This is a genomic window from Sphingomonas sp. NY01 (genome assembly GCF_038809135.1).
GTDB classification, from domain to species: domain Bacteria; phylum Pseudomonadota; class Alphaproteobacteria; order Sphingomonadales; family Sphingomonadaceae; genus Sphingomonas; species Sphingomonas carotinifaciens.
The window spans coordinates 986,748-1,002,080 of record NZ_CP101722.1; the positions used below are offsets into that span (position 1 = coordinate 986,748).

At 68.1% G+C, this 15,333-nt stretch carries 18 protein-coding genes and 1 pseudogene; 14 read left to right on the forward strand and 5 right to left on the reverse strand.

Features of this window, described 5'->3' with window-relative positions; genetic code table 11:
- Window positions 1-129 precede the first annotated feature (129 nt).
- Together NPJ82_RS04885 and NPJ82_RS04890 are read left to right on the forward strand one after the other, a co-directional pair.
- Window positions 130-612: a GAF domain-containing protein gene (locus NPJ82_RS04885; RefSeq protein ID WP_342658530.1), complete on the forward strand. Its 483-nt coding sequence runs from the start codon at window positions 130-132 to the stop codon at window positions 610-612.
- 124 nt (window positions 613-736) lie between these two features.
- Window positions 737-1,783 carry an RcnB family protein gene (locus NPJ82_RS04890; RefSeq protein ID WP_342658531.1) on the forward strand — a complete coding sequence of 349 codons (1,047 nt, stop codon included), beginning with the start codon at window positions 737-739 and terminating at the stop codon, window positions 1,781-1,783.
- 40 nt (window positions 1,784-1,823) lie between these two features.
- On the opposite strand, the gene NPJ82_RS04895 is transcribed toward NPJ82_RS04890, so the two are convergent.
- Window positions 1,824-3,101 (reverse strand): M20/M25/M40 family metallo-hydrolase, encoded by a 1,278-nt coding sequence (locus tag NPJ82_RS04895; protein WP_342658532.1) that lies wholly within the window; start codon window positions 3,099-3,101, stop codon window positions 1,824-1,826.
- A 57-nt stretch (window positions 3,102-3,158) separates the two neighbouring features.
- Entirely contained in the window at window positions 3,159-3,614 is a 456-nt protein-coding gene (locus tag NPJ82_RS04900) for a universal stress protein (protein WP_112383419.1), read from the reverse strand.
- Window positions 3,615-3,743: 129 nt separating this feature from the next.
- On the opposite strand from NPJ82_RS04900, the gene NPJ82_RS04905 reads away from it, so the two are divergent.
- From NPJ82_RS04905 to NPJ82_RS04935, 7 genes are all read left to right on the forward strand, one after another.
- Window positions 3,744-5,114 (forward strand): pyruvate dehydrogenase complex dihydrolipoamide acetyltransferase, encoded by a 1,371-nt coding sequence (locus tag NPJ82_RS04905; RefSeq protein ID WP_342658533.1) that lies wholly within the window; start codon window positions 3,744-3,746, stop codon window positions 5,112-5,114.
- A gap of 10 nt (window positions 5,115-5,124) precedes the next feature.
- Window positions 5,125-5,325, forward strand: a complete 201-nt coding sequence (locus tag NPJ82_RS04910; RefSeq protein WP_149681896.1) for a hypothetical protein — start codon at window positions 5,125-5,127, stop codon at window positions 5,323-5,325.
- The gene (locus NPJ82_RS04915) at window positions 5,322-5,720 is read left to right on the forward strand and encodes an acyl-CoA thioesterase (RefSeq protein WP_149681895.1); all 399 of its coding nucleotides are present in this window, start codon (window positions 5,322-5,324) and stop codon (window positions 5,718-5,720) included. Before NPJ82_RS04910 ends, NPJ82_RS04915 begins: the two co-directional genes overlap by 4 nt.
- Before the next feature lie 74 nt (window positions 5,721-5,794).
- Window positions 5,795-7,207, forward strand: coding sequence for a dihydrolipoyl dehydrogenase (lpdA, locus tag NPJ82_RS04920; RefSeq protein ID WP_342658534.1), 1,413 nt, complete (start codon window positions 5,795-5,797; stop codon window positions 7,205-7,207).
- A 141-nt stretch (window positions 7,208-7,348) separates the two neighbouring features.
- Entirely contained in the window at window positions 7,349-8,599 is a 1,251-nt protein-coding gene (locus NPJ82_RS04925) for an amidohydrolase family protein (protein WP_342658535.1), read from the forward strand.
- Window positions 8,596-9,027 carry an MAPEG family protein gene (locus NPJ82_RS04930; protein ID WP_342658536.1) on the forward strand — a complete coding sequence of 144 codons (432 nt, stop codon included), beginning with the start codon at window positions 8,596-8,598 and terminating at the stop codon, window positions 9,025-9,027. The genes NPJ82_RS04925 and NPJ82_RS04930 overlap by 4 nt, the downstream gene beginning before the upstream one ends.
- A gap of 38 nt (window positions 9,028-9,065) precedes the next feature.
- Window positions 9,066-9,416, forward strand: a complete 351-nt coding sequence (locus NPJ82_RS04935) for a DUF3140 domain-containing protein (RefSeq protein ID WP_112383426.1) — start codon at window positions 9,066-9,068, stop codon at window positions 9,414-9,416.
- A 42-nt stretch (window positions 9,417-9,458) separates the two neighbouring features.
- Here the strand turns inward: NPJ82_RS04935 and NPJ82_RS04940 are convergent, their stop codons facing one another.
- Window positions 9,459-11,213 carry a fatty acyl-AMP ligase gene (locus tag NPJ82_RS04940; RefSeq protein WP_342658537.1) on the reverse strand — a complete coding sequence of 585 codons (1,755 nt, stop codon included), beginning with the start codon at window positions 11,211-11,213 and terminating at the stop codon, window positions 9,459-9,461.
- 110 nt (window positions 11,214-11,323) lie between these two features.
- On the opposite strand from NPJ82_RS04940, the gene NPJ82_RS04945 reads away from it, so the two are divergent.
- The 5 genes and pseudogenes from NPJ82_RS04945 to NPJ82_RS04965 all read left to right on the forward strand — a co-directional run.
- Window positions 11,324-11,848: a RecX family transcriptional regulator gene (locus NPJ82_RS04945; RefSeq protein WP_342658538.1), complete on the forward strand. Its 525-nt coding sequence runs from the start codon at window positions 11,324-11,326 to the stop codon at window positions 11,846-11,848.
- 146 nt (window positions 11,849-11,994) lie between these two features.
- Window positions 11,995-12,504, forward strand: coding sequence for a cold shock domain-containing protein (locus NPJ82_RS04950; protein WP_311732257.1), 510 nt, complete (start codon window positions 11,995-11,997; stop codon window positions 12,502-12,504).
- Window positions 12,501-12,983, forward strand: a complete 483-nt coding sequence (locus NPJ82_RS04955) for a DUF192 domain-containing protein (RefSeq protein ID WP_342658539.1) — start codon at window positions 12,501-12,503, stop codon at window positions 12,981-12,983. Before NPJ82_RS04950 ends, NPJ82_RS04955 begins: the two co-directional genes overlap by 4 nt.
- Before the next feature lie 45 nt (window positions 12,984-13,028).
- On the forward strand, window positions 13,029-13,421 hold the full coding sequence (locus NPJ82_RS04960) for an NADH:ubiquinone oxidoreductase subunit NDUFA12 (RefSeq protein WP_112383431.1): 393 nt from the start codon (window positions 13,029-13,031) through the stop codon (window positions 13,419-13,421).
- Window positions 13,422-13,624: 203 nt separating this feature from the next.
- Window positions 13,625-13,858 (forward strand): annotated as a pseudogene (locus NPJ82_RS04965) (DUF2155 domain-containing protein); the annotation flags it as partial.
- A gap of 35 nt (window positions 13,859-13,893) precedes the next feature.
- Here NPJ82_RS04965 and aat read toward each other — a convergent pair.
- Window positions 13,894-14,616: a leucyl/phenylalanyl-tRNA--protein transferase gene (gene aat, locus NPJ82_RS04970; protein WP_342658540.1), complete on the reverse strand. Its 723-nt coding sequence runs from the start codon at window positions 14,614-14,616 to the stop codon at window positions 13,894-13,896.
- Complete coding sequence (locus NPJ82_RS04975) at window positions 14,616-15,326, reverse strand: ParA family protein (protein ID WP_267350706.1); 711 nt, start codon at window positions 15,324-15,326, stop codon at window positions 14,616-14,618. Before NPJ82_RS04975 ends, aat begins: the two co-directional genes overlap by 1 nt.
- Window positions 15,327-15,333 lie beyond the last annotated feature (7 nt).

Genomic DNA, 15,333 nt, shown 5'->3' on the forward strand with positions numbered 1-15,333 from the left:
AGCTGTACCAAGATGCCAGCGCCGTGCATCCGGAAAAATCCCCGAACTTATCCTTTTGTTGCAAACAGATGAGGCAATGAGGCGGGAGAGCGGTTTGCATCGTGCCGGGGCCGGCCTACATGGCGGCGCATGTTCCAGTTCGATATCGCCGCCGGCTCCAAGGCGGAGCTTTACCGTGACCTGCACGCCGCGCTCGACGCGCTGACCGTGGGAGAGCGCGACGCGATCGCCAACATGGCGAATGCAGCGGCGCTGATCTGGCAATATCTGCCCGCGCTGAACTGGTCCGGCTTCTACCGGATGGTGGAGGGCGAACTGGTGCTGGGGCCATTCCAGGGCAAGGCGGCCTGCATCCGCATTCCGGTGGGGAAAGGCGTGTGCGGCGCAGCGGCGGCGAGCGGGGAGACGCAGCGCGTCGCCGATGTTCATGCCTTTCCGGGACATATCGCATGCGATGCGGCGAGCCGGTCGGAACTTGTGGTGCCGATCGTCGTCGACGGCCGGGTGCTGGGGGTGCTCGACCTCGACAGCCCGGTGCCCGACCGTTTCGACGCCGAGGACCAGCAGGGATGCGAGGCGCTGATGGCGCTGCTGGCTCCCCGGCTTGGCTGAAGGCGTATCGCGCGGCCCAAATCGGGACGGCGGCGGGCGCTTCTCGGCCCAGGCGGGGTCATGGTAAGCAACCTGTAAACCGGCTGCCGCGTTGGCGGGGCTGACAACAGGGAGACAGGCGACCATGCGGACGCTGCTGCTCGCAGGCGCGGGTATCATCACGGCGATCAGTGGCGGGGCACAGGCCCAGCGGGCACCGGGCGCGAGCTATCCGCCGCCGGGTGCGAACGTGCCGGCTCCCCAGCCGCCTGCAGCCCTGCCGCCCGCGAACCGGCCGAACGCCAGCCACCGCCCGGCGCCGCTCCCTGCCGCCGCCCGGCCGACCGGCGCGCGCTGGGGCAGCATGGTGGATGGCCGCTGGTGGGGCGGCGCGAATGCGCCGGGGGGCTGGAACGCCTATCGTCGCCCGGTGCGCGGCGTTGCCTTGCCACCCTATTGGGCATCGCCGCGGTTCACGGTCAACGACTGGCGCGACTATGGGCTCGACACGCCCGGTCGGGGGCGCCGCTGGGCACGCTATTATGACGATGCGGTGCTGATCGACGATCGTGGCACGGTCTATGACATGGTGGGCGACGTCGACTGGATGGGTGACCGCCGGCACGACCAGTTCGCGCGCGACGATCGCCGCGACGGCGACGGCCTGACGGGCGCTGCCATCGGTGCGGTGGCGGGCGGTGTTGCCGGTAATGTGATTGCCGGGCGGGGCAACCGGCTGGGCGGGACGCTGATCGGGGCAGGGGTCGGCGCGGCGGGCGGTTATGCGATCGACCGCTCGCGTTCGCGCAGCCGGGGACGCCGGGCGGAACCGGGATATGACTATCCGGTCGCGCCCGATTACGGGCCCGACTATGCCGACGATTACGGCCCGGGATACGACCCCTATTATGACGACGGCTATCCGCCGCCCCCGCCCCCGGTCGCCCCGGCGGTGACGACGGTGCAGGGCGGTGCGCCCTGGGTCTCGCCCGACGGGCGTACCACGGTGACCACGACCACCGCGGGCGGCTATCCGGCCGGCGGCTATTATTATCCGGGCACGACCACGACGACGGTGGTGGTGCAGAGCGCGCCGGTGGTCACCACCACGACCACTGAGGTGTATGAGGACCGGGTGCGCTATACGCCGCGCAAGGTGGTCCGGCGCAAGACGAAGCTGCTGCGCCGCTGAACGACGCCGCCCGTTCCCCGACGGGAACGGGCCGGTGGCGCTATCGTCCCTCGCGGCCCGCGAAGGTGACCAAGCTTTCCGCGCCGTCCGCGCCGATCGCGGAGACGCCGACGAAGTGATCGTCGACCGGCACCTGCGTCAGCACGGTTTCGGTTTCGGTCACTTCGCGCGACTGGCTCCAGTCCTGCGTGTCGTTGCGGCGCCAATGGACGCGGTAGCGAACCGCACCGGGAACCGCGGCCCATTTCACCGTCGTGTCGCGCGACAGGGCACCGGCGATCGAGGCACTTGCCGGCGCCGCGGGGGCCGCGGCGAGGCGCTGCAGCGTGGCGACGTTCACCGCGGTGACCTTGGCCAGATAGGGAAAGTCCATCTTGTCGATCGTGTCGCCATAGGCGGTGCCCGCCTCGGTACGCAGATCCTGATGCTGCGCGTCCCAATCCTCGTTGGCGACCGAGAAGCGGATTGCGGGATAGCCGAGCTTCAGGAACGGTTCGTGATCGCCGCCGCGCCCGAACCGATCCGGGCGGCGATCGAGAAACACGTCGACCCCGCGCGGACCGAGCCCGTCGGCGATGCCGTCGATCGCCTTGGCCAGCGCGCGGCTGGGGCCGTCATCCTCGCCTCCCTCCGACCGGCGGCGCTGTTGCTGCGCCAAATCCTCGGACGAGCGGATGCCTTCGGAAAAGACGCGCACCCAGCGCGCCTCGTGCTTGCCGCCCTGGCCCATCGTGTTGCCGACGATATCGTTGTTGAGCATCGCCGACACCTGCCAGCCGCGCGTCTTGGCGGTGTCGGCCAGCAGCGTCGCGCCCCACAGGCCCTGTTCCTCGCCGGAAAAGACCGCATAGACGATCGTCGCATCGAACTGCCTGCCGGCCAGCAGGCGCGCCGCCTCCAGCACCAGGGCAACGCCGGAGGCATCGTCATTGGCGCCGGGCGCATCGTCGGTGAAGTTCATCACATCGGTGACGCGGCTGTCGATATGCGCGCCGACGATCACGACGCGGTTGGGATCGCGACCGCGCTGGATGCCCAGCACGTCCTCCACCATCACCCCGTTGGGCGCCCGCGGGCCGGTGAAGGAGCGGTTGATCCGCTCCACGGTGATGCAGCCGCCGCAGGTGGCGCCGATCTCCTGAAACTGCGCCGCCGCCCAGTCACGCGCGGCGCCGATGCCACGTTTGGGATCGGTGGTGGTCGACAGGGTGTGACGCGTGCCGAAGCCGACCAGGGCGGCGACGTTGGCCTTCAACCGGGGAACGGACGGGGCGGGGGCGGCAGGCGCCGCGGCGGCGAGAAGCAGGGCAGCAATCATGCGGGCAACCGTGCCAAGGTGCGAGAGACGTGGCAACAATCTCCGTCAAAGAGATTGTCAGCTCAGCCGGTCGATCGCCTCCAGGCTGAGCGAGCCGGGGATGATCATGACGGGGACGGGCAGCGCGCCGGCATCGGTGCCGGAAAAATGCGCCACCAGCGTGCCGGGTGCGCCGCTGGCCGCCGCGCCCAGCACCAGCGCGGCGATTTCGGGATTGCCCGCGATCATCTCGCGGATAACCTTGGGGCCCTCGCCTTCGCGCACGGTAATCGAGGGGCGCAGGCCCGATTCCTCGAACAGCGTGCCGGCCGCACCCTGCACCAGCGCCTCGGCATGGTGGCGGGCTTCCTCCTCGATCGTGGCCTGTACGCCGCCAAAGGCGATGAACTCCTGCGGGGGAAGCAGGGTCAGGATCTCGACGCCGCCGTTCGTCTTCACCGCACGGCGCGCGGCGAAGCGCAGCGCGATTTCCGCCTCGGGCGTATCGTCCACCACGACCAGATAGATGCGCATGCCATTCCCCTTGTTTGGCCTGTGGATGGCGCCTTCACCCTTTTCGCGCAAGGCCGTGACTTGACCCTGACGGCTTGGGGCGCGAGAGACGGGGCCGCTACGGAATTCGTTTTCCCCGAGAGGACCTCCATGTCGATCGAGATCAAGATGCCTGCTTTGTCCCCGACGATGGAGGAAGGCACGCTGGCCAAATGGCTCGTCAAGGAAGGCGATACGGTGAAGTCCGGCGATATCATGGCCGAGATCGAGACCGACAAGGCCACGATGGAGTTCGAGGCTGTCGATGAGGGTGTGATCGCCAAGATCCTGGTCGCCGAGGGCACCGACAATGTGAAGGTCGGCGCGGTGATCGCCATCCTGGCCGAGGAAGGCGAGGATGCAGCGTCCGTCGAGGCGCCGAAAAAGGCCGAAACGCCAGAGCCTACCGATGCCGAGTTCAAGGGGCGCCCCGACCCCAGCGATCCCAACAAGACGGGCAGCGAGGCCAAGCCGGTCGAGCGCACCAAGGAAGAGGCCGAGGATCATGGCCGCCCCGCCGATGCCGGCGCCGCCAGCCCCGTGTCCGGTAGTGCTTCGTCGTCGGGCGACCGGGTGAAGGCCAGCCCGCTGGCCCGCCGCATCGCCGCCGACAAGGGGCTGGAACTGTCGGCGATCGCCGGTTCGGGGCCGAACGGCCGGATCGTGAAGGCCGATGTCGAGGGTGCCAAGCCCGGTGCGCAGACCAAGAGCGCCCCGACGGCATCCGCACCCGCCGCCGCGCCCGCAGCCGAAGCGCCGGCGGCCGCACCCAAGCCCGCGCAGATCCCGGACATCCCGCATGAGGCGACCAAGCTGTCGAACATGCGCAAGACGATCGCCCGCCGCCTGACCGAGTCGAAGCAGCAGGTGCCGCACATCTACCTGACGGTGGACATCCGCCTGGACAAGCTGCTGCGCTTGCGTGGCGAGCTGAACGCCAGCCTGGAGTCGCGCGGCGTCAAGCTGTCGGTCAACGACATGCTGGTAAAGGCGCTGGGCGTGTCGCTGATGGCGGTGCCGAAGTGCAACGTCATGTTCACGCCGGACCAGCTCATCACCTTCCACCGCGCCGACATCTCGGTCGCGGTGTCGACGCCCGCCGGCCTGATCACCCCGATCGTGACCGAGGCGGACACCCGCTCGCTGTCGTCCATCTCGACCAAGATGAAGGATCTGGCCGGGCGTGCGCGCGACAACAAGCTGAAGCCGGAGGAATTCCAGGGCGGCACCGCGTCGATCTCGAACATGGGCATGTTCGGCATCAAGCAGTTCGAGGCGGTCATCAATCCGCCGCAGGGCATGATCCTGGCGATCGGTGCGGGCGAGAAGCGCCCCTATATCATCGACGGCGAACTGGGCGTGGCGAGCGTGATGTCGGCCACCGGCAGCTTCGACCACCGCGCGATCGACGGCGCGGATGGCGCGGAGCTGATGAAGGTGTTCAAGGAGCTGGTCGAGAACCCGCTCGGCATGCTCGCCTGACGCTTGAGCGATGCGTAGCGCGATCGAATTGTTCTACATCGTCGCCGGCCTGGTCGTGGCGCTGGCCATGACCTGGGCCGGCGCCTGGGCCTATCCGCTGGGTCGCGAGGTGATCTGGTGGTGCGGCGCGGCGGCGATGGTGGCGACGATCGCGATGGGCATCGGCCCGCTGCGCCGTGCCCGCGCGATCGATCGCGGGGTGCGGGCATGAGCAGCCTGCCTGGCGTCCTGCCCGATGGTGCGCCGACGATCCGCGTCACCGCGATGCCGGCCGACGCCAACCCTTATGGCGATATCTTCGGCGGCTGGCTGATGGGCCAGATGGACCTGGCCGCAGGCTCGGTCGCGTCGCGCCATTCGGGCGGCCGCGCCGTCACGGTCGCGGCGGAGGGCATGAAGTTCCACCGCCCGGTGATCGTCGGCGACGAGGTGTCGGTCTATGCCACGCTGGTGGCGACGGGCTCCACCTCGATGACGATCGACGTCGAGGCGTGGCGCCGCAGCCGGCACAAGGAAGAAGCCTTCATGGTGACGCAGGCGCGCTTCGTCTTCGTCGCAATGGGCGAGGATCGCCAGCCGCGGCGCGTGCCGCCGATGGCCGCCTGAGAGAATAGGGCGGGCGCGAACCCGCCGCCATCTGCATCCGCTCGGGGGGCCGAGCGATCATAAGGAAGATCAACGTGGCTGACACTTACGACCTTATCGTCCTCGGCTCCGGTCCGGGCGGCTATGTTGCGGCGATCCGGGCCGCGCAGCTCGGGCTCAAGGTCGCGATCGTCGAGCGCGAGCGGCTGGGCGGCATCTGCCTCAACTGGGGCTGTATCCCGACCAAGGCGCTGCTCCGCTCGGCCGAAGTCTATCACTACATGACGCACGCCGCGCAGTACGGCCTGTCGGCGGAGAAGCCTTCGTTCGACCTGAGCAAGGTGGTGGACCGCAGCCGCAAGGTCGCGGGCCAGCTCAATGCCGGCGTCAAGGGCCTGATGAAGAAGAACAAGGTGACGGTGCACGAGGGCGTCGGCACGCTGACGGGGAAGGGCAAGCTTTCCGTCAGCCAGGGCGACAAGACCGTCGAGCTGCAGGCCAAGCACATCATCGTCGCCACCGGCGCGCGCGCCCGCGACCTGCCCTTCGCCAAGGCGGACGGCAAGCGCGTCTGGACCTATCGCCATGCGATGGTGCCGGAAGAAATGCCGACCAAGCTGCTGGTCATCGGATCGGGCGCGATCGGCATCGAGTTCGCCAGCTTCTACAACGACATGGGCGCGGACGTGACGGTCGTGGAGATGATGGACCGCATCCTGCCCGTCGAGGATGCCGAAGTCAGCGAGTTCATGGCCAAGCAACTGACCAAGTTCGGCATGACGTTGAAGATCAAGGCCGGGCTGGAAAAGCTGGAAGCGACCGGATCGGGCGTCAAGGCGTCGATCAAGACCGCGGACGGCAAGGTCGAGACGACCGAGTTCAGCCATGCGATCGTCGCGATCGGCATCGTGCCCAACACCGAGAATATCGGCCTGGAGACGCTCGGCGTGAAGACCGAGCGGGGACATATCGACACCGACGGTTATGGCCGCACGAACGTCGACGGCATCTGGGCGATCGGCGACGTGACCGGCGCACCGTGGCTGGCGCACAAGGCGAGCCATGAGGGCGTGATCGCGGCCGAGGCGATCGCGCAGGCGCTGGGCAACAAGGACGTGCACCCGCATGCGATGGACAAGGGCAACATCCCGGGCTGCACCTATTCGCGCCCGCAGGTGGCCAGCGTCGGCCTGACCGAAGCCAAGGCCAAGGAAGCCGGCTACAGCGTGAAGGTGGGCAAGTTCCCCTTTATCGGCAACGGCAAGGCGATCGCGCTGGGCGAGGCGGAAGGTTTCGTGAAGACCGTGTTCGACGCCAAGACCGGCGAGTTGCTGGGTGCGCACATGGTGGGCGCGGAAGTGACCGAGATGATCCAGGGCTATGTCGTCGCCCGCCAGCTGGAGACGACCGAGGCGGAGTTGATGGAAACGGTGTTCGCGCACCCGACCATCTCCGAATCGATGCACGAATCGGTCCTGTCTGCCTATGGGCGCGCCATCCACATCTAAGCCTGCGGGAAATGCAGCGGCGGGGGCGGGAAGCGTTATGCTTTCCGCCCCTTTTTGTGTGCAGGGCGCTGTTCCGGGCGCGGTCTTTCTGCAATCCTTCCTTTTTCACCGTGTTTTCCCTCCTTTGTTGTCGGAGCCCCGATGCGACTAGCGATCCTTGCCGCGCTTTTTCTTGCCACGCCGGCGACGGCGGAGACGGTGGTGGTCACCGCGGCGCGGATGCTGGATGTGGAGCGTGGGCGCGTGACGCCGAAGCCGGTCATCACCATCACCGATGGGCGGATCACCGCGATCGGCGGCGTGGTGCCGGCGGATGCGAAGCGGATCGATCTGGGCGACGTGACGATCCTGCCCGGCCTGATCGACATGCATGTCCATCTGGATGCCGATGCGCGGATCAGCGGGTATCGCCGCCTTGAATATACCGACAGCTTCTGGGCCGCGGTGGGGGTGGCGAATGCGAAGTCGATGCTGGAGGCGGGCTTTACCACCGTCCGCAATGTCGGGGCGGAGAATTACAACGATGTCGGCCTGAAACAGGCGATCGAGCGCGGTTATGTGCCGGGGCCGCGGATCGTGCCTTCGGGCTATGCGCTGGGGGCCACCGGCGGGCATTGCGACGGGACGGAGAGCCTGCCGCCCAGTTTTCAGGACGTGCCCAATCCGGCGGTGGCGGACGGGCCCGATGCCTATCGCCGGCTGGTGCGGGTGATGCGCAAATACGGGGCGGAGGCGATCAAGATCTGTGCCACGGGCGGCGTGCTGTCCAAGCGCGATGCGCCGGGTGCGCAGCAGATGAGCCTGGACGAGATGAAGGCGGTGGCGGACGAGGCGCACATGCTGGGCATGAAGGTCGCCGCGCATGCGCACGGCACCGTCGGCATCAACGACGCGCTGCGCGCCGGGATCGACACGATTGAGCATGCCAGCCTGGCCGATGCGGAGTCCTTTCGACTGGCCAAGGAGAAGGGCGCCTGGTTCTCCATGGATATCTATGACGACGATTATATCCTGGCCGAGGGCGCGAAGAACGGCGTGCATGAGGAAAGCCTCGCCAAGGAGCGCGCGATCGGACGCAAGCAGCGCGAGACGTTTCGCGATGCACATCGTGCGGGCGTGAAGATGATCTTCGGCACCGACAATGGCGCGGTCTTTCCGGCGGGGCAGAATGCGCTGCAATTCGCCAAGATGGTGGAATGGGGGATGACCCCGATCGAGGCGATCCGCGCCGCCACCACCAACGCCGCCGCCGCCCTGGCGCGTGACGACGTGGGTGCGATCGCGGTCGGGCGCTGGGGCGATCTGGTGGCGGTGGCCGGCGATCCGCTGGCCGATGTGCGGCTGCTGGAACGGCCGGTCGCGGTGATCAAGGGGGGTGTGCGCGCGAAATGAGGATATTGCTGACCATGCTGGGGCCGGTGATCGGGCTGGTCGCGCTGACCTTCGTGATGACGTTCGTGCTGCTGGGCGCACGGCTGCGCCATATGAAGGCGACACCGCCGCGCCGGGAGGATTTCGCCAGTGGCGAGGCGGCGGCCCGCTATTTCGCCGCGGTCGCACTGCCGGCGGACAATCTGCGCAATCTGTTCGAGATGCCGGTGCTGTTCTACGCACTGGTGCCGCTGCTGCTGATCACCGGGCAGGGCGGCGTCGCGCAGGTATTGCTGGGGTGGATCTATGTGGTGCTGCGTGCGCTGCACAGCCATGCGCATGTTACGGGTTCGACCATCCGGCGCTTCCGCCTGTTCCTGATGTCGGTGGCGGTATTGCTGGCGATGTGGATCGGCTTTGCGATCGACGTGATGCTCTCGCAACCCTGATCGCGGCGCCGGCGTTTTCCCGTCGTCAAAGGAGTTTGATGATGGCGGACGATCACGAGACGATCTGGAAGGATTTCGGCGAAGCGGTGAACATGACGCCCGCCGAGCTGGAGAAGTTTCTGGATACCGACGAGTCGAAGGAGGTCGGCTGGAAGGGCGAGGATGGCGACGGCGCGGGCGAGAGCGTCGGCCACAAGTCGGGCAAGCGGATCGTGGAGATCAAGCGCAAGAAGAAGGCCGATCTGACCGACGACGATTATGCGCACATGAAGAAAGTGGTCGGCTATGTGCACCGCCACCTGAAACAGGGTGGCCCGGCGGACGACAAGGAACACTCACCGTGGCGCTATTCGCTGATGAACTGGGGGCACGATCCGCTGAAGGGGTAGGGCCGTAACCCCCCCCCCGCAGGGGAGGGGAGCAGATAAGGATCAGGCGGCGACGTCGTAGGGCTTGATCTCGCCGGCCAGATAAAGGTTGCGGGCCTTGGCGCGGCTGAGCTTGCCCGAGGAGGTGCGGGGCAGGGTGCGCGGCGGGATCAGCTCGATCACGCAGTTCATGCCGGTGACTGCCCGGACGCGCTCGCGAATTTCCTCACGCAGGCGCAGGCGCTCGGCTTCGTCGGAACTGCGGCACTGGACGAGGACGGCGGGCGTTTCCTCGCCGCCGGGCGTGGTGATCGCGAAGGCCGCGATGTCGCCGGCCTTGAAGCCGGGCAGTTGCTCCACCGCCCATTCGATGTCCTGCGGCCAGTGGTTGCGGCCGTTGACGATGATCATGTCCTTGGCGCGGCCGACGATGTAGATATAGCCGTTGGACATATAGCCCATGTCGCCGGTGTCGAGCCAGCCATCGACCATGCAGGCCGCCGTTGCCTCCGGATCACGGAAATAGCCGACCATCACGGACGGGCCCGAACACCAGACCTTGCCGATCGCGCCCTCGGGAAGCGGCGTGCCGTCTTCCTCGCGAATCTCCACGCTCATGTCGCGCACCGGCTTGCCGCAATTGACGATGGCGCGGAAACGCTGCGGCCGGCGCTCGTCATTGGCGGCGCCGGAAAGCTGCGTTTCCTCGACCAGTTCGACGCGGATGCCCTCGCCCGGCGGCATGATCGAGACGGCCAGCGTCGCTTCGGCAAGGCCATAGGAGGGCAGGAAAGCGGTGGCGGGGAAGCCGGCATCGGCAAAGGCATCGACGAAGCTCTGCATCACGTCCGGCCGGATCATGTCCGCGCCGTTGCCGGCAAGGCGCCAGCGCGACAGGTCGAAGCGGTCGGCGGCCTTGGTCTGGCTGGACATGCGGCGCGCGCAGATGTCGTAGCCGAAGGTCGGCGAATAGCTGATCGAGGTGCCGGTGTTGCGGGTGATGAGGTCGAGCCAGGCGAGCGGGCGGCGGGCGAAATCCTCGGTCTTCAGATAATCGGTCGAGACCTGGTTGGCGACCGGCGACAGGAAACAGCCGACCAGCCCCATGTCGTGATACCAGGGCAGCCAAGAGATGCAGCGATCGGTGCCGATCAGCGCCATGCCGTGTGCATGGGCGGCGAGGTTGTTGAGCAGCGCCCGGTGGGTGATCGCCACACCGTGCGGGAAGCGGGTCGAGCCGCTGGAATATTGCAGATAGGCGATCGCCTCCGCATCCGCGCTGGGCAGCGGCGCGTCGGGCGCGGGACGGGTGGCGAATTCGGACCAGTCGATCCCCTCGACCCCGGCGAGCGCCGCGGCTTCGCCCGCCATCGGTGCCAGCTCGGGCGGATAGATCAGCATCCGCGGATCGCAGGACGAAAGCTGGACGCGGAGTTGTTCGATATAGGAGCCACGGCCGCCGAACGAGGTGGGCAGGGGCAGCGGCACCGGCCACGCACCGGCATAGACCACACCAAAGAACAGGGCGGCGAACTCGGCACCCGTCTCGGCGACGATGGCGATCCGATCCTCGGGCGTGATCCCGGCGGCGATCAGCCGGCGGGCATAGTCCAGCGCATCCCGGCGGAGCTGGGCAAAGGGATAGGGACGCAGCAGCGTACCGCGCGCGTCGTGGAAATTAAGGCCGCGGTTACCCTCGGCCGCGTAATCCAGTGCCTCGCCCAGCGTTTCGAAGTCGGCGAAACGGCGCGGCAGCGCATCCTCGGTCGGCGTCGCGACGGGCGCGCCGGCGTCGTCCTGATGGTGCTGGTTGCTCATGTCCCTTGCCTTCGTTCCTTGCTGCGCCCGCCTGATTGCAGGTCTGTGCGACCGCTTCGATGGCGGCTTTGCACGTTCTCATTCCTGCGTCACTGTGGCACAAACAAGGCGTGTCTGCCGAGCGCCGCCCGCCCAAGCCTTTGGATAATGCCGCATTGGAGCGGCTGGCGCTGCGTTATGTGGAGCGATTTGCGACGACGCGGGGGAAGCTGATCGCGTATCTGCGGCGCAAGGTGCGCGAGCGGGGGTGGGCGGGGGAGCCCGGGGATGCGGCGGCACTGGCGGATCGGATGGTGGATCTGGGATATGTGAACGACCGGTTGTTCGCGGAGGCGCGGGTGGGGGCGCTGGGGCGGCGCGGGCTGGGGGCGAGGCGGGTAGCGGGGGCACTGCGCGAGGCGCATGTCGGCGAGGCGGACAGCGAGGCGCTCGCCCCGGTGATCGAGGGGCAGGCGATGGCGGCGGCGCTGACCTTTGCCCGGCGCAAGCGGATCGGGCCCTATGGCCGCGGCGAGGCGGACCGGGACGTGCAGCAGAAGCAACTGGCAGCGATGCTGCGCGCCGGACACGATTTCGCGCTTTCCCGCAGGATCGTTGCGTGCGCACCCGGCGATGTCCCTGAAGAGGACGCTTGAGGCCACTGAAATGCGGCTTTTCGTTGCGGCTGCGAAGAAGCATGCTAGCACAGCACCTCAGGGGTGCGATTATGCTTGGTGAAACGCCGCAGGAGCAACACGCCACAGCCGATGGGACGACAGGGGACGTCGTCCGGTTGGCCGGGGTGATCAAATGGTTCGACGTGACCCGCGGCTTCGGCTTTGCGGTGGCGGACGACAGCGCAATCGGCGACGTGCTGGTGCACTTCTCCGTTCTGCAGCCGCACGGCCGGCGCAGCCTGCCCGAAGGGGCACGCGTCGAGGCGCTGGCGGTGGAGCGCGGGCGCGGATTCCAGGCGCGCGAGATCCTGACGATCGACCTGTCGGGTGCGGTGGAAGAGCCGGCACCCAAGGTGGCGCGCACGCAGGGCGACCGGATCGATCCGGTCGCGCTGGTGGACAGCGCCGGGCCATTCGAACCGGTGGTCGTCAAATGGTTTAACCGCCTGAAAGGCTATGGCTTTCTGGTGCGGGGCAGCGACGGACGCGACGTGTTCGTTCATATGGAGACGTTGCGCCGGGGCGGGATCGCGGCGGTGGAGCCGGACGAGCCGCTGCGCGCGCGCATCGTCGATGGTCGAAAAGGGCCGCTGGCGGTGGTCGTCGAGGGCGATGCCATGGGGACGGCGGCTTGATCCGGTGTCTGGCCTTCTCGGCGGCGCTGGTGCTGGCCGGTTGCTCGGCCGGGGGCGGCGAGCGGGACGGTTCCGGCACGGCGCAGGCGGCGGCGAAGACGATCCCCGTCACCGTCCATTCCGCAAGCGGCGAGCATCGTTTCCAGGTCGAGCCGGCGCGCACGGTGGCGGAACAGGCCCAAGGGCTGATGTACCGCACCGACCTGACCCCGGATGGCGGAATGCTGTTCGCGCCCTATCCCCCGGATGGCGGCCCCCCGCGCGAGACGAGCTTCTGGATGAAGAACACGCCGACCCCGCTGGACATCCTGTATATCCGCGCCGACGGCACGATCGCGCGCATCGCGGAGAACACCACGCCGTTTTCGGAGGCGCAGATCCCGTCCGGCGAGCCGGTGGCCGCGGTGCTAGAACTGGTCGGTGGCCGATCGGCCGAGCTGGGCATCGCCGAGGGCGACCGGGTGACGTGGCCGCGTTGATCGCGGTTGAAGGCACGCCCCGCACGAGCTAAGCGCTGTTTCATTATGGGCATCAACCTCAACCCCTTCACCTGGTGGAACGGCGCCACCGTCGGCACCTGGTTCGGCCTGCGCGGCAAGACCAGTGTCGGCGAGGATGCGCTAGGCAACGTCTATTATCAGGGCGGCACCGACACCGCAGGCCGCCCGCGGCGCTGGGTGATCTATAGCGGTTCCAACGACGCCAGCCGGGTCCCGCCCGACTGGTTCAGCTGGCTGCACCATCAGGTGGACGACGTGCCCGACCGCTCGCTGCCCGAGCCGCGTCGCTGGGAAAAGCCGGCGGCGGCGAACCTGACCGGCACGGCGATGGCCTATCGCCCCGCCGGCGCGCTGGAAAAGGGTGGCCGCCGTGCCCCCGCGACCGGCGACTACGAAGCCTGGACGCCCGAGGGGTGAAGACGCGCTGGCTCGCCGGCGGCGTGCTGGCGGCGGCGCTGGGGGTCGGTGGCTGGCTGGGATACCAAGCCTGGACCGGTCCGTCCACGCAACCCCAAGCGGCCGATCCGTCGGTCAGCCAGCTCGTGCCCGACCGGCCGGGCGCGCCCGGCATTGAAACGGTCGATCCCGAAGCGGGAACGCTGCCCCAGGGCGGCACCCCGATGGCGGAGCGCGTCGCGGTGGTCGGCCTGCTGAACAAGCGGAACGGCGAATCACGCGACCTGAAGTTGAGGCCCGGCCAGGCGGTGCGCGTCGGCGACGCGATCGTGCGCCTGCGCGCCTGCGAGCGTACCGCATCGTGGGAGCAGGAGCAGTTGACCGGCGCGTTCGTGCAACTGGACGTGCGCGGCACCGACCGGCACTGGCGGCGCGCCTTTTCAGGCTGGCTCTACAAGGAACGGCCACAGCTGAACGTGGTGCCGCACCCGATCTACGACGTGTGGACCAAGAGCTGCGCGATGTCCTGGCCCGAGACCGGCCCGGATACGGTGTCGTCGGCGGCACCCGCGCCGCGATCCAGCGCGAAGAAGTCGCCCGCGGCGGACACCCCGGCCGAGGAGGCGCCGGCATCGACCACCCCGGCCAATGCATCGGACAGCAGCGCCATATAACGGGCGCGGCTGACCTCCACCGCCCCCATCGAGGCGAGGTGGGGCGTCTGGAACTGGCAATCGAGCAGGGTGAAGCCGCCGCGGCGCAACCGGGCGATCAGCCAGGCGAGCGCGACCTTTGACGCATCGGTGCGGCGGCTGACCATGCTTTCGCCGAAAAAGGCGCGCCCCAAGGCCAGGCCGTAAAGGCCGCCGACCAGCTCGTCGCCAACCCAGCATTCGACCGAATGGGCGAACCCCATCGCGTGGAGGCGGCCGAATACCTGTTCGATGCCGGTGTTGATCCAGGTTTCGGGGCGGTCCGCGGCGCTTTCGGCGCACAGGCGGATCATCGCATCGAAGGCCAGGTCGCAGGTGACGCGGAACCGGTCGGCCGCCACCACCTTGCGCAGCGAACGGGACAGGCGGAACCCGTCCAGCGGCATGATCGCGCGCTTGCGCGGCTCCACCCAATAGACGCTGTCGGCATCGCGGCGGTCCGCCATCGGAAAGACGCCGACCGCATAGGCACCGAGCACAAGCTGGGGATCGAGCCGTTCCATCAGCCTTTGGCGATACGGCGCTCGACCTCGCGCCACAAGGCGGCGTAGCCCTGTGCGGCGGCACTGCGCGGGGCGAATCGGCCGACGGCGGCGCGATGCTCGCCCATCGCCTCCACCACGCTCGCCATCGGGATCGCCGGCCACTCCGGCTGCGCGGCCACTGCATCGGCATGGAGACGGCGGCGGCGATCGACCATGACATGGACCGGCAGAAGCGGCACCCGGCCGCGGACATGGCCGTCCACCACCTCCAGCGCGCGCTGGGCGAGGGCGGAGGGCACCACGGGCACGACCACCAGATCGGCGGCGCGCAGCACCTGCTCGGTGGTTTCGGTCAGCCCCGGCGGACAATCGAGAATGATGCGGTCATAGTCGCCAAGGCCGTCCAGCAGCTTGCCCAGCCGGTTCTTCTTGGACAGGTCATGGAACAGCTGGTCGAGCAGGCGCAGCGAAGCATCGGCACCGATCAGGTCCAGCTGCGGCGTGTCCGTGGTGCGGATCAGCTTGGCGGGAGCGATGTCGCGCGAAAAGATCGCCTGCGCGCGGTCCCCCTTGGCCGGTCCGCCGAGCAGCCAGGTCGCCGCGGCCTGGGGATCGAGGTCCCACACCAAGGTCCGCCGCCCCTGGCTGGCCGCGCACCAGGCAAGGTTGACCGCCATGCTGGTCTTTCCCACTCCGCCCTTCAGGCTGTAGATCGCGATCGTCTTCACAAGGCCC

Excerpts from the sequence above, each read along its gene's own strand:
- NPJ82_RS04885 (WP_342658530.1), top strand. The coding sequence starts at position 130 with ATGTTCCAGTTCGATATCGCCGCCGGCTCCAAGGCGGAGCTTTACCGT.
- NPJ82_RS04890 (WP_342658531.1), top strand. The coding sequence starts at position 737 with ATGCGGACGCTGCTGCTCGCAGGCGCGGGTATCATCACGGCGATCAGT.
- NPJ82_RS04895 (WP_342658532.1), bottom strand. The coding sequence starts at position 3,101 with ATGATTGCTGCCCTGCTTCTCGCCGCCGCGGCGCCTGCCGCCCCCGCC.
- NPJ82_RS04900 (WP_112383419.1), bottom strand. The coding sequence starts at position 3,614 with ATGCGCATCTATCTGGTCGTGGTGGACGATACGCCCGAGGCGGAAATC.
- NPJ82_RS04905 (WP_342658533.1), top strand. The coding sequence starts at position 3,744 with ATGTCGATCGAGATCAAGATGCCTGCTTTGTCCCCGACGATGGAGGAA.
- NPJ82_RS04910 (WP_149681896.1), top strand. The coding sequence starts at position 5,125 with ATGCGTAGCGCGATCGAATTGTTCTACATCGTCGCCGGCCTGGTCGTG.
- NPJ82_RS04915 (WP_149681895.1), top strand. The coding sequence starts at position 5,322 with ATGAGCAGCCTGCCTGGCGTCCTGCCCGATGGTGCGCCGACGATCCGC.
- NPJ82_RS04925 (WP_342658535.1), top strand. The coding sequence starts at position 7,349 with ATGCGACTAGCGATCCTTGCCGCGCTTTTTCTTGCCACGCCGGCGACG.
- NPJ82_RS04930 (WP_342658536.1), top strand. The coding sequence starts at position 8,596 with ATGAGGATATTGCTGACCATGCTGGGGCCGGTGATCGGGCTGGTCGCG.
- NPJ82_RS04935 (WP_112383426.1), top strand. The coding sequence starts at position 9,066 with ATGATGGCGGACGATCACGAGACGATCTGGAAGGATTTCGGCGAAGCG.
- NPJ82_RS04940 (WP_342658537.1), bottom strand. The coding sequence starts at position 11,213 with ATGAGCAACCAGCACCATCAGGACGACGCCGGCGCGCCCGTCGCGACG.
- NPJ82_RS04960 (WP_112383431.1), top strand. The coding sequence starts at position 13,029 with ATGGGCATCAACCTCAACCCCTTCACCTGGTGGAACGGCGCCACCGTC.
- aat (WP_342658540.1), bottom strand. The coding sequence starts at position 14,616 with ATGGAACGGCTCGATCCCCAGCTTGTGCTCGGTGCCTATGCGGTCGGC.